12 protein-coding genes are annotated in these 12,043 nt (G+C 50.6%); 9 read left to right on the top strand and 3 right to left on the bottom strand.

Features of this window, described 5'->3' with window-relative positions; all coding sequences use genetic code 11:
• Positions 1 to 33: 33 nt before the first annotated feature.
• Both CXF87_RS18035 and CXF87_RS18040 read right to left on the bottom strand, forming a co-directional pair.
• A complete protein-coding gene (locus CXF87_RS18035) occupies positions 34 to 651 on the bottom strand; it encodes a DUF2201 family putative metallopeptidase (RefSeq protein ID WP_101147637.1) in 618 nt (205 codons plus the stop codon).
• A gap of 204 nt (positions 652 to 855) precedes the next feature.
• On the bottom strand, positions 856 to 1,566 hold the full coding sequence (locus CXF87_RS18040; protein ID WP_101147638.1) for a hypothetical protein: 711 nt from the start codon (positions 1,564 to 1,566) through the stop codon (positions 856 to 858).
• A 517-nt stretch (positions 1,567 to 2,083) separates the two neighbouring features.
• Between CXF87_RS18040 and CXF87_RS18045 the strand changes: the two genes are divergently transcribed.
• Genes CXF87_RS18045 through CXF87_RS18060 form a run of 4 tightly spaced genes read left to right on the top strand, consistent with a single transcriptional unit; the run spans position 2,084 to position 4,607 of the window.
• Entirely contained in the window at positions 2,084 to 2,518 is a 435-nt protein-coding gene (locus CXF87_RS18045) for a hypothetical protein (RefSeq protein ID WP_101147639.1), read from the top strand.
• Positions 2,502 to 3,437 (top strand): hypothetical protein, encoded by a 936-nt coding sequence (locus CXF87_RS18050; RefSeq protein ID WP_101147640.1) that lies wholly within the window; start codon positions 2,502 to 2,504, stop codon positions 3,435 to 3,437. Before CXF87_RS18045 ends, CXF87_RS18050 begins: the two co-directional genes overlap by 17 nt.
• A gap of 1 nt (position 3,438) precedes the next feature.
• A complete protein-coding gene (locus CXF87_RS18055) occupies positions 3,439 to 4,080 on the top strand; it encodes a hypothetical protein (protein ID WP_101147641.1) in 642 nt (213 codons plus the stop codon).
• On the top strand, positions 4,068 to 4,607 hold the full coding sequence (locus CXF87_RS18060) for a hypothetical protein (RefSeq protein ID WP_157826570.1): 540 nt from the start codon (positions 4,068 to 4,070) through the stop codon (positions 4,605 to 4,607). The genes CXF87_RS18055 and CXF87_RS18060 overlap by 13 nt, the downstream gene beginning before the upstream one ends.
• Positions 4,608 to 4,655: 48 nt before the next feature.
• Here CXF87_RS18060 and CXF87_RS18065 read toward each other — a convergent pair whose 3' ends face one another.
• Entirely contained in the window at positions 4,656 to 6,665 is a 2,010-nt protein-coding gene (locus tag CXF87_RS18065; protein ID WP_101147643.1) for a DEAD/DEAH box helicase, read from the bottom strand.
• Positions 6,666 to 6,974: 309 nt separating this feature from the next.
• On the opposite strand from CXF87_RS18065, the gene CXF87_RS18070 reads away from it, so the two are divergent.
• From CXF87_RS18070 to CXF87_RS18090, 5 genes are all read left to right on the top strand, one after another.
• Positions 6,975 to 8,423 (top strand): hypothetical protein, encoded by a 1,449-nt coding sequence (locus tag CXF87_RS18070; RefSeq protein WP_101147644.1) that lies wholly within the window; start codon positions 6,975 to 6,977, stop codon positions 8,421 to 8,423.
• 35 nt (positions 8,424 to 8,458) lie between these two features.
• Positions 8,459 to 10,120 (top strand): hypothetical protein, encoded by a 1,662-nt coding sequence (locus CXF87_RS18075; protein WP_101147645.1) that lies wholly within the window; start codon positions 8,459 to 8,461, stop codon positions 10,118 to 10,120.
• Between the two features lie 224 nt (positions 10,121 to 10,344).
• Positions 10,345 to 10,737 carry a hypothetical protein gene (locus CXF87_RS18080; protein WP_101147646.1) on the top strand — a complete coding sequence of 131 codons (393 nt, stop codon included), beginning with the start codon at positions 10,345 to 10,347 and terminating at the stop codon, positions 10,735 to 10,737.
• Between the two features lie 281 nt (positions 10,738 to 11,018).
• Positions 11,019 to 11,765, top strand: coding sequence for a vWA domain-containing protein (locus tag CXF87_RS18085; protein WP_101147647.1), 747 nt, complete (start codon positions 11,019 to 11,021; stop codon positions 11,763 to 11,765).
• Positions 11,765 to 12,034 (top strand): WXG100 family type VII secretion target, encoded by a 270-nt coding sequence (locus tag CXF87_RS18090; protein WP_101147648.1) that lies wholly within the window; start codon positions 11,765 to 11,767, stop codon positions 12,032 to 12,034. Before CXF87_RS18085 ends, CXF87_RS18090 begins: the two co-directional genes overlap by 1 nt.
• Positions 12,035 to 12,043: the final 9 nt, after the last annotated feature.

Consider the following 12,043-nt stretch of genomic DNA (forward strand, 5'->3'; position numbering starts at 1 on the left):
CCAACCTTGGCTGAACTCATGAAAGCGTTGAGTTTAACGCGCCTCACAAAACTTAGCGACCCGCGCTGGTAAAGCGCCGGGCTCTTTAGCGACTAGGTGAGCACGCTGTCGCCACAGCGTCACGGTACTTGGGTCTATGTGAGTCGTGGGTAATGTATGCCAAAGGGCGGCGGGGTGGATATCGATGGACGCTTCTACCGCAATATTGGGGTGCCCTTCCAGCCAGCGATAAACGCTCATCGCGCTGCGCCCCACGCATACTGGAAAGAGCAGGGCATCAGCAGGGAAAGGAATCCCGAGTGTCAACAGCAGTGCATTCACCTCATGGTCACACGCCAGGTGCCAACGTTGATAGTTGGCCACCAGCGGTGCGGTTAGATGACCCGCCACACAATGCCAAATGAGGTGCGCTTGTAAGAACTGACGAGACGTATCAGATAGTGTGGCACTGTAATCTGGGCAAATATAAAGCTGTTTGCCATCCGTGCCCGCACTGTGAAAATGTGAGTCAGTGACGAAGGTAAGGGTGAGAAACTGGCTTAAAAAGCCCATGACGGGCATTTCGTGTTTCCATTGCTCACGATCATCTAGCCACTTGGCGATTTCCTGTTGGGTAGTGTCTTGAGTCGTTACACATTCGTTCATGGTCATCGTAGCGTCCACCGTCCCTGATAAGAGAGGATGAGGCTATGACGTGGTTGCGACATTTGGTGTCGTATAGCTCAGATATACATTCTAGTGGTAGACCTACAACCTTAGACTTCGTTGGCTAGTTAGACATGCATGCAATTCAGCGGGTGCTTTGCGATAGGTGCAGCACCCGCGTTAGGCTTGAATATGTCGCGTAAATGACGGCTAAAGCCCATACTCACTCAAAAATGCTAACCACTCTTTGTGCTGCGCATCACTGAGTGGCGGCTCAATTGTGGCCGTATGCTGCGCTTCAAAGGCATCGATCACTGCTCTTGCAAAGGGACTATCCCCTTGGGTGAGACTATGCAGTGTTCCCCACCAAGTAATCTGATACACGTTTACCAATGCTTTATTAAGCTGGACTAGCCCTTCGGCTTTGCTTATTGCACCGATGCGTATCGCCTCCACGATGACACCCAGCTGCCTCTGTTTAAGATGCGGGTTATCGTAGGAATGGCCGCTAGAGTAAAAGGGAAGCACTTGGCAGATAAATCTGAAAACGTCATCACGAGATGAGAACCAGTAGAAAGCTCCCACGCCACCGCCTATGCCAGGTGATGCATCGGTGTAGCAAAACAGCCCCCAGTCGTTATCGGTAGGCGTATACGCATAATGTTTTTCCATACGCTGTTGTGCGTCGTCGACATACGTACTCCGCTCTTCTTTGGTTGAGGCGGTCATCAGCGAGGGCTTTTCTAACGGAAATAACTCGTGCTGGTTCGGCGGCACTATCCGTGGACCAATCAGTGACAAGTCGTCGTCCACGACTTTTTCTTGTTCACTAATCAATGCCCAATGGCCGTCGCTCCAGAAGCCGGGTTCCCATTCTTGCCCATACATGACCCAGTAATATCCAGCTGTGCGAATTGCCATAATGCTTTCCGTCTCAGTGAGTAGGTGAATGATAATGTTTGGCGTATGACGTAATCGCCGACATAGCAATGAAAGTGCCGAGCACAATTTTTTGCGTGTCTCACAACCGTATCACCTGCAAACCTTATTGATTATAGGTGTGACGGGCGATATCAGAACGTTACGCGTAGAGTTCACGCTCTCACGTTAGTGCGACGTGATATGTCGTATGGAGCGGCTAGATTTAAGCCAATCTGTCGGCAGAAAGCCGTTTTTATGGATTACCGTGCGAGACTTAAGGCTGTCTTAGTCGCGACTAAAAGCCTTATAGGCATTTAATAGACGCCAATGTAAATTTAATCCATGTTCTCAGCGCGCTGAGACTGGCCTGCCAGTCAATGGTCAGGCTAACCAGTCATAAGGGCTAGGTGGCGTGTGTTAGCTGTTGACACCATCTGGTGTTGCCACCGTCATCAGTTGGGCCGCTGCTCATCAAGGACATTGGGCCGTTAATGCTGCATAGGAGAGGATAAGTATTATGACCCGACAAGTGTCAGATACGCTGGTTTGGCAAGGTAAGTCTTATGACCTAGAAGAGTCGCCAGGACTGCCGAAGCAGCACGATGGACTAATAGTGCGACCCCCTGATCAGTTTCCCGCTGATGATCTAGAACTTAGTTTCACACAGAGCACCGCTTGCTATCGTGGGTATACAGCCACATGGGTGGTCATCGAAGACAAGCTCTATCTTGACACTATGTTAGGTGATCGCCTGCTTGCAGAAAGGCCGTTATTCGCCGACTGGGTGTCAAAACGACTGTTAGCGCCTGCTAAGCCATTGGGTAAGCACGTTAATATCCGCTTCACATCCGAAAATATCGAGTATCTACGGCTGACCGTAAATAAAGGCGTTGTAACCGATTACGCCATAGGCAAAGGCAAGGGAGAGGCACACCATGTCTCTAAGGGGTAAGCGAGCCGCCCCTGATGGCACGGAGGAAAGCACTAAGAGGCAGGCCTCGACACCCACCTCTGAGTTAGGCGTATGGGGTCTGGTCGGTGCTATGTCTACGAAAAAAGACGTGCTATGGCATGTTGTACTGCTGTTGGCTGTGCCTATTTGGTGGCAACTGCCGGGGTCTGTTGCCGGTTCATTGTTCCCTTTTGTTTGGGTAGTCGCCACTCAGCTCATTTTTATAGGCGCATTTGAAGCAGCACGACTAAGGCGTAGAGCCTGGTTGGGGCAATATCTCAAGCAGTCGTCTCCGTGGAGCCGCTGGCTTCGAGGTGGCGTAGTGATGGTGGTGTGGCATCAGCTGGTGAGCGCAGTTTTAGCGGTTGTGCTGCTGGTCTCTATTCGTCTCGTTGGCTGGCCTGAAATGGTTCTTTTAGCGGTAGGCGCGGGCGCACTTTGGCTATTGGGCCGTTGGATGAAAGCGCATTTAGCAAGACATGTGATTCATGACTACCTATCCGCTGTGACACGACGACTATTGGTCGCTCCTGCCTCTGCACTGCTCGCCGCTGGATTAATCGTGGTTTCCCTAATACGTCCACAGCCCTATCTGATAGATGTGGAGCTTGGCATGGCTGTCCAGCATCACGTCGTTTCTAACAGTCATTCGCTATTAGGCGTATTTGAGCGCAGTGCCAGTGTGATCGAGCTGGCGTCTTTTTGGGCCGTGCAGAATGCACTGGATGGTTTGGGCGTAGCAGGTTGGGGGGCGCTGTTGGGTTGGATCGGTGTCTTCGCGCTACAGAGTGCGTTAGCCCTGGCGTTTGTGCTTTTTCTAGTGGGTGTTGCGGCTGCGTATGACGCACTCCGCCGCTTATGGGGATGCACTGCTGGTGATGGCGAATCACTTTCTGCGGGGCAGGAGAGGAGAAGGTGAAATGAAGGGATTGTTATCGGGTGATACCAGTCGCATGACGCGGTTTACATTCTGGAAGCACCTCCCTGCAGGCGTCTCGTCAGCACATCTCTTGATTTCCATAGTCACTATGCTGGTGATTCTCTTTCTGGCTGGCATGAGTTATCGCTGGTTGGCAACAAGCCATTCACCTCTTATCCAATACATTATCAATGGTGAAAGCCTTGTGCTGAGCGCTGAAGATGGTGCTGCCTTAAGCCGAGACTTAAGTGAACGCTTTAAGGTGTTGGAGCAAGGCGCAGCGCAACGTTTTGAGCCATGGATGGATGAGGCGCTGCTACAAGCACGTGAGCAGTACCAAGAGGCCGGGGAGCACTATTTGGATTGGTACTTTTCTGCAACCGGAAGCTACGCCCGCCTTGCGGTTAGCCTGACAGGCGATCTGGAGCCTTGGATGGCGCGTCAGATACAAGATCGTTTGGTGGAACCCAGCGGGGCTGAACAGGCAGTGTCGCTGCTGCATACCGAATACAGAGAGCGCCTCCTTGACGTTCAACAGGAGCTGCTGTCTGAAGCATTGAATGATGTATACCTCCACTACGCCCCGATGTCTGTTCCCACCTCGGAGATAGACGATGGGACGATGGGACGATGGTTACTCTGAACTTAGATCGAGCGATAGCCGCCACGAATAATGTTAACCGCCTGGAGGCGCGGTCTTGGTCGAGACCACCTCTCGGTATCGGGTTCATGGCCGGTGCTGGGATGACCGCTGCACTGATGGCCAGGCCGGTGATGGTGGCAGCACGTGCCATGGTACGACGTTTCGTAGTACGCGTTAGTTTAGCGAAAGCCCGTTCAGTGGCCGCGGGCAGTGCCGTCGCAGCCGGTACGGCGGCAGCTGGCCCTGGTGCGGTGGTTGCCGGCACTGTCACGGCAGGAACCATTATTGCGATAACCGTTGGCTCTGAGTATTTCGCGTTGGTTAAGCAAGAAGAGGAACTCCGCCCGGCCATGGAAGAGGCCCTAGTGAATACATGGGCGAATCTTGAAACAGAGCTTCATAGCGCTTTAGAAGCCGATCGTCTGGCATGGGGTGATGCAATGCTGGATCAGCTGCGGCGCTCTTCCAGCCAAGAGATGAATGAATCAGAGCTGCCAGAGGAATATCGGATTTTTCAGCATCTTTAGTTTAGCTTAGCGTAGGTTTTACGGAGTCGTAGAACCAAGTAACAGTAGTCATCCGTCATGTTGATCATTAAGCCTAATGAGCGAATAGCTAGCTATTTGTCCTGCAGGCTGCTTTTCCACTTGGAGGTACTTATCTTGAATGCCAAGCGGTTTGACTTGTATGTACTCGCCAGTTGGGAGAAGAAGATTAAAGAGCCTATCGCGTATTTCTTCCAGATTATGCTCGCCGATGGGTGCATGGTCAGTAAGATGAGGAAGACTAGCGTTTGGCACGTTTGCATGTGTCGATGAATCTAGCGTGGCGGGCTCATGAGCAGCATTAATATACTTGGAGTTAAGATCATTTTTATTAGCAAGTATAATGAGCCTAGCTTTAGCCCTGCTGAAGGCAACGTTGATGAGCTCTTTAGATAATGTTTCAGATAGGAATTGGTTGTTACCCGATAGGTTTATCACATCTAATATGACGGTGTGATGCTCCTGCCCTTGCGCTTTATGGATAGTTGAACAAGGAATAGTACTAATTCCTTGCTTTCTAGCTACTTCACGAATAAGGCGTAACTGTGAGTGCAGTGGTGCAAGGATAACTGCTTCTGCATTGAGCGTCTCTCGCTCATCGCTAAGTGACTTGTAAATTTCGACGGCCTTTTCTGCTGAGCCATAGCGCACTTCGCCCATAAAGCGTTGACGCCAGCGAGCGTGGTCCTCGACGAACACAATGTCGATAGCTTTCTGATAGTCCTTATGTAGCCGTTGGCGACTCTTGTGCCACTGCGTTCGCGCTTGATCTTGATAAGGCACCGCGGTTTTTAACCTATCTTCATAGAACTGGTGACTGACCAGTTCGCAGATTTCAGGGAGCATGCGGTCTTGCTCATCAAGAAATATTTTTGATGTTTCAGGAAATTGGTCGGCTTTACTGAAAATGGATTTTCCTATCCAGCGCTTAGCTTGCGTATTGGTATGCGCGACATAAACCGGGGGGAGTTGACGATCATCACCGCAAAATAAATAGCGTTTGCCCAGTGGCAACAAAGCTATGACTTGGTAAAGAGAGACTTGGCTAGCCTCATCAAATACCACCCAGTCGAAGTTACCTTCCAGGAACTGTTCAAATCGCCATCCCGCGCTAGCCGCGGTGGTGGCCACAAGTGGGCGTTCGTGCAATAGTTTCCGTGTGTGTTCGTCAATCTCTTTACGTAGGTTGTCGCGCTTGGTTAGCCACGCGTCATATTTAATCGCATCCTTTTGTTCGGGCTTTTCTTTTTCCAGCTTTTCCAGCTGCGAGGTAAGCGCCTTGCTTGATGGCAGCAGGTGTTCGCGTCCCTTATAGGCCGGCATGGAGAAATTCTTGCCGATACGTACTGAGCGTTTGCTGCGGTTGTAATCTTCAAGTCGCTCAAGGGCTTTATCGACTTTGACCAGAGCATCATCAACGGCGGCATTGGTATGTGAAAGAAGCAAAACACGCTGGCCGGGTTCATGCAGCAGAAACTGGGCGATGAGCGCCGACAGTGTATATGTCTTGCCGGTGCCCGGCGGGCCGAATAGCAACGCATGGCTTTGGTACGGTAGGGTTAGTGCTTTCTTCTGCTGCTTACGTAATGTCATTACCTCTGGAACAGGGAGAGTTCTGTCATCAACGGAGGCGTTGCGATTAAAGGCCCGAAAGATTTTTAGTCCTTCCGTGGCGTATTTCTCGTGATGATAGAGCTTACGTAGCGGCTCTATAAAATTCGGAGGATAGATCCGTAGTTGGGTATCTTCTGAGGGTAGCGTGCCCTTTACATTCGTCAGCTGTATTTCATTATCTTCCGGAAAGACCGATAGCACGATGGCGGTACCATGCTGCTGTTCGGGTAGAGGCCACCAGGCATTAGCCCCTTCTAATGCCTCGCTCAATACATCGCTTTGTCCACGGTGCTTTTTGGTATTAAGGCGCAAGACACCAATACGAGTAGAAAGTCGCCTCGCACTGGCAACGTGAAAAATAGATGCATTACGGTGAGCCAGCTCTTCGACGCTGATCGCTTCCCTGATTTGCCTCAAATGTGGCATGGTGCCTCCTAGCCCATCAGTATGATGAAAGTAGTAGTATCAGGAGAACTTAGATCTCTCAACTCTATTTTTAGCCACAATTATACTTGGCAGATACGACAAGCTGTGTCGCACTTTAATGTTAATGTTTTAATAATTAATTAATGCTTTATGTGCTGAAATGACTGTGCACTTTATGAGCTTTTCCTATGATACGCCTACCAAAGAATACTTGACGTATGGGGGTTCTCGCGAGAGCTTAAGGCATAAAGTTGAAAGATATGTGTCTAGCCCACAGGGCGCATCACCAGAAAATGACAAGGAAGAAACGTGTCTTCATTTACCCCTCAATGGGAAGATATTGAAACAGCGACGACACTTCGTGCATTGGATGATGTGCTAACTGCTTCTATGGCCGCGCATCAGTTACAAACACTACTTCAAGACGAAAAGCTTTCCCAGCTGGTGCAGCGTACTTACCAGCTCTGCAATGCCCAAAGCGCTGAAGAGCGCTTACTGCTGGCTGCCTTATTTGGGCGTCTAAGCGCGGTGGTACGGTCACGGGTAGATCAAGTTTTCGAAGGATTTGAAGCTTGGATGCAAGCGCCGCCGGCATCTTTGGACACCCTAAAAGATGGTGATGAGAAAGCTTACGCCGCAGCGGCGCTGGGGTACTTGGATCCCGCACCAGGTTGGTTGATGAAGTATGCGGTGTCAGAGGCGTTTGAACTGGATGCGGCAGAAAACGCACGTAAAGCGCTGCTAGCTATCGTCAGAGACCGTGCTGATGATTACGCTGCTGTCCTCAATGCCATGACCGTTGGTTTCGACAACCTGGCAATTGAAGCCCCGGATGCCCGCCTAAGAAGACTCAAGCGTATTTTAGATGCCTGGAAGGAGGTGTCTCGGGATCATTTCTGGCCATTGGAGAGTAACCCTGGCGAAGTTCTGAGCGCCGTCGTGCGATCAGCACTGCGATACGTTAAAGAGGCCAAAGACGAGGGCTTGGCCACGGAAGTGGGGGATCGTTTACTGGAGCTTCTGCTGCGTGTCGTGCAGCTTCGTTTCTCCTACGCGTTGGAGGCTAACACCTATGCCGCGGTCAGGATGATGAAAGCCCAGTTTGGCACTCGTTTGTGGACGCATCTCCGTAGTCATTCTCAAGTGAGGCCACGGGTACTTTCCTGCTTGCTCGAGGCTTGTCTGGTGTTGGCACGCCAAGGGCAAACGGATATGGCCTTACTGGAAACGATGAAAGTGATGTACGCCACTCGTACCGGTATGACTACAGATATCAAGCGTCACTTCGTAGGTCATCACGAGCTGGACAGTGAGATTTCCGACTGGTGGATATCTGGTGGCACAAAGCGTATGGCAGGCAATACCCAGAGGGGAGAGCTGCAAGCCGATGCCGATATGTTGATTGGGCAGTTGCTATTGGAAGGTGAAGCTGCCCGACGGCCTTTGGAAAATGTGCGGATTAACTTAATGCCGCTGATTGAAGAGTTCGTCCACGATCCGGTTGTATTCGCTTCATTGCAAAAGGGGTTGAGCGGCTTTGTGGAAATGTCGACGTTACTTCGTCAGTTATGTCGCCTTAGGCGTATCGAGCCTTCCGGTTTGCAAGGGGAGGTCATAACCTACAGCAGAACGCGCCATGAAATGGACGGGGGCCATCAGGCGGGTATTACCCAAGTCAGAGTGAGACGCGATCAGGTTGTGCAGACGTTGCATGGACGCGAGCGCATTGTCGTTAAGGCGCTGGTCGAGCCTGCCTGAGGAAAAAAACACATAATGCCAAGGAGTCGAAGGGAATGACGCAAAGTCAGGCCAAGTGGTTATTGGAAAATCTGCTCGACCGTATAACGGATAGAAACGACGGCAAAAAAGAACTTACGGGCGTGCTCACCGAAGCGGAGCAACGCGCGCTGGAGGCAGCTGTTAAAGCGCTTGGGGGCGAAACGGCGCCGCCAGTTGATGAGGAAAAAACTGGGCAAAAGATACCTGATGAGAAAAAAGGTGGCCCAATACCTCCAGCAGTGGATCCGCTGATCGAAGTACCTGAACTCGAGTTCGATGATATATCTCCTGATTACCGTATCTGCATCGACTTTGGCACGGCAATGTCTAAAGTCACCTTGGTACATGATGGGGAGCGAGATGATGGCGGTGATATCATCGAAGTCTTACCTCTTGGCGAAATCGCTGATCAAGACCCAATTGATGGCGGCCCGGAACTGCTAATTTCGTCGGTGTACATAGGCAATGACGGCAAGGTCTATTTTGGTAAAAGCGCGTTGGAAGTCTCTGATCAGGAGGCGGATGAGGATGATACCCGTAAGCGGGTCGACAACATTAAGCGTTTCCTGTCGGAAGATGGCATAGATGATTTCCTCGCGGAGGCCTTCAATCCGACAAAACTCGACACCACCTTTAAAGACATTCTGCTCTACTACTTGGTTTATCTCACCTGGGTCATCGGTAAATGTGTGAAAAATCTGGATGAGAGCTATAACACCGCGCTATTGCGCCGTTACGCCATGCCCTGTTTCGACAATGGCAAGGCTAATGAGTACGCCAGGTTGCTCTCAGACATGTTGGGAAATGCTTACGTGGCAGTGGCTTGTCTGGAGCACAATGGTTTCTTGAACGACGAAATGGAAAACCCGTTTCACGAGGGTATACCCCTGAGTGATCTGAAAGCCGTTTGCGATGCCGTTCAGTCACAAAATCATCAATACTCCTTTGTTAATTTCGCCATCACGGAGCCCCTCGGTGTTGCTTCAGCGCTGATCAGTGAAGATGGTAAAGCGAACAACCTCTCGATGGTCATCGACATCGGTGCAGGCACCACGGATATCAGTATGTTTCGTATTCGTGTGGATCCGGAGCACGATAACTTTGTGGCGTTGCAAATTCCCGGGGCCACTGCCGGATTCAGCATGGCAGGTAACTATATTGACCGCGTCCTGACGCATAAGGTGCTTTCACTTGCAGGTGTGACGTCACAAACTAGTAACTATCGGCGCATCTACAATGCCTTGGAGCGTAATATTCGGCGCTACAAGGAAGACCTCTTTAACGATAGAAATGTAGATGTCACGTTAATTGATGGCAATGTTGTGGAAATCACATTGGAGCAGGTGATGGAGTCCTCTTCGATTCAGGAGTTTCAGCAAACACTGCAAAACACCATCGTAGAGATCCTTGAACGAGTGCCAAAGCACTATCTGGAGAACGCACCACGCCATGAACTGGCAATTGTATTAACAGGTGGCGGCGCCACATTGCCGTTTGCACAAAATGTGATCGGCAGGGAGTTGGAAGTTAATGGAGTATTGATCAGAACAGTCCCCGCAGCGCCTTGTCCGAAGTGGGTTGAAGAGGATTACCCAGAGCTTATCGACATTTTTTCCCGTATTGCCGTATCGCTTGGGGGAGCAAGGAAAAGTGTTATTCAGCCGCATGGCCAGTAAACATCTACAACCTCTATTTAGCCCGGCTAGTCCAGGGCTTAACTGAAATTACTTAAAGTATTTGTAGGGCAGTGTCTATATCCTTGCTCAGCATAATGATAATCTCATTATTATTAATTTTTTTTCACTATTTAGCATGACAGACACAGTGCGACACGGAATGTCGGAGTTTTGCTCGCTCTCCTGGCATCCCGTGCCGCCTTGATGAAAACAAGGAAACAGGCATGTCAGCTCTCTACGCCCCCGGTGCGCGCGTGGTTATCCGCGACTGTGAATGGATTGTTCGTCGCGCGGATGCCAGCGATGACGGGGGCTATATTCTCACCGTAGATGGCCTTTCTGAACTGGTCAGTGGCAAAAGCGCACGCTTTCTTACCAAGCTTGAAGAAGCTGAAAATGCTATTCGTACGCTCAACCCCGCTAAAGCCCGCTTAGAGGAAGACCTGACACCAGGCTTTGAAAAAAGCCGCCTGTTTATTGAAACCCAGCTGCGCCAGATCACCCCGCAGATGACAATATTCACCTGGGCCACAAAACGGCGATGGATCCGGTGCCGTGCCAGCTCGACCCATCGCTGCAGGCGCTCTGCAGAACCGCCTGCCTATCCTAATTGCTGATGCGGTGGGGCTAGGCCAAAGGTGCAGTGCCGCCAAAGACACCGCCGCAAATTAGGGCGCGCCTATGAAGGAAGGGAGCAAACGATGAAGCTGAATATGCTGAAGGTGGTCGTCAGTTACCTAAAGACTCAGCGATGCGAAAAGCTCCGTGCGCCAAGGTTGTACATAAGTGTAAGTGTCAAATCGCCAAGAATATCGCGCAAGACAAGGCTGTTTTTTTGCGAGCGCCTCATCACGCGCGTCTAGTAACTCTTTTTTTAAACTTTCAAGGAGGCCTGTTTATGAGCAACGCCCCATTCGATCCATCGAAGTTCACAGCTCCAAAAGCTAAACCGCTGCCGGTAATTCTCATGCTCGATGTCAGCGGCAGTATGAGTGGCAACAATATCCGCAATATGAATGATGCTGTTCGCGATATGTTGAATACATTCAGCGACACTGAGAATGGCGAAACTGAAATCCATGTTGCGATAATCACTTTTGGTACTCAAGTAACCCTGCATCAGCCTCTTACGAGTGCCAGTGCCATTCAGTGGCAGGACCTTTCGGCTGGTGGTATGACCCCGCTTGGCACGGCATTGCAAATGGCCAAAGCGATGATCGAAGACAAAGATGTCGTACCTTCGCGTGCGTATCGTCCGATGGTTGTATTGGTCTCTGATGGAGGGCCAAATGATGAATGGAAAAAGCCACTGAGTGCGTTCATTTGTGATGGTCGCTCTGCAAAATGCGACCGTTTGGCAATGGCTATTGGTGCAGATGCAGATGAGGCCGTACTTGGTAAATTTATCGAAGGTACTTCGAATCCTCTCTTCTATGCAGAGAACGCAAAGCAACTGCATGATTTCTTCAAATTTGTGACCATGTCAGTAACCATGTCAGTGACCATGAACACAAAGTCAAAGACGCCAAACAACGTGCCTGAAGCGAGCACCATTGATATCCAGCCCGCCACAATCGAAGCACGCCAAGACGAGCAGAAAACTGTGACACAGAGTTCTTTAGCAGAAGATGGAGGGTATTGGTAATGGCGCAAGCAATCGGTGACCCAGAAGAACTAGAGCGCTTCGCGTACGCATTGCAACAGTTTATTGATTCGCTTGACGACGCAGTAGGCAACCTGAACGGCGCCTTTGCTGCGCTTGGAGACACGTGGCAAGACGAAAAGCGGGCGCGATTTGAGGAGGAATACAACGCGCTCCTTCAGCAGCTGCAACAGTTCAACGGCAACGCGTCTGAACAGGTTCCATATCTGGCAGCGCTCGCGTCGCGGCTACGAGATTATTTACAAAGCTAAGGGCGCCGA

Source organism: Halomonas sp. MES3-P3E, from assembly GCF_002836035.1.
Classification (GTDB): domain Bacteria; phylum Pseudomonadota; class Gammaproteobacteria; order Pseudomonadales; family Halomonadaceae; genus Vreelandella; species Vreelandella arctica.

Bases quoted from the DNA above. Each gene is read 5' to 3' on its own strand.
- CXF87_RS18045 (WP_101147639.1), top strand. From the start codon at position 2,084: ATGACCCGACAAGTGTCAGATACGCTGGTTTGGCAAGGTAAGTCTTAT.
- CXF87_RS18085 (WP_101147647.1), top strand. From the start codon at position 11,019: ATGAGCAACGCCCCATTCGATCCATCGAAGTTCACAGCTCCAAAAGCT.
- CXF87_RS18060 (WP_157826570.1), top strand. From the start codon at position 4,068: ATGGTTACTCTGAACTTAGATCGAGCGATAGCCGCCACGAATAATGTT.
- CXF87_RS18040 (WP_101147638.1), bottom strand. From the start codon at position 1,566: ATGGCAATTCGCACAGCTGGATATTACTGGGTCATGTATGGGCAAGAA.
- CXF87_RS18035 (WP_101147637.1), bottom strand. From the start codon at position 651: ATGACCATGAACGAATGTGTAACGACTCAAGACACTACCCAACAGGAA.
- CXF87_RS18075 (WP_101147645.1), top strand. From the start codon at position 8,459: ATGACGCAAAGTCAGGCCAAGTGGTTATTGGAAAATCTGCTCGACCGT.
- CXF87_RS18050 (WP_101147640.1), top strand. From the start codon at position 2,502: ATGTCTCTAAGGGGTAAGCGAGCCGCCCCTGATGGCACGGAGGAAAGC.
- CXF87_RS18065 (WP_101147643.1), bottom strand. From the start codon at position 6,665: ATGCCACATTTGAGGCAAATCAGGGAAGCGATCAGCGTCGAAGAGCTG.
- CXF87_RS18090 (WP_101147648.1), top strand. From the start codon at position 11,765: ATGGCGCAAGCAATCGGTGACCCAGAAGAACTAGAGCGCTTCGCGTAC.
- CXF87_RS18080 (WP_101147646.1), top strand. From the start codon at position 10,345: ATGTCAGCTCTCTACGCCCCCGGTGCGCGCGTGGTTATCCGCGACTGT.
- CXF87_RS18055 (WP_101147641.1), top strand. From the start codon at position 3,439: ATGAAGGGATTGTTATCGGGTGATACCAGTCGCATGACGCGGTTTACA.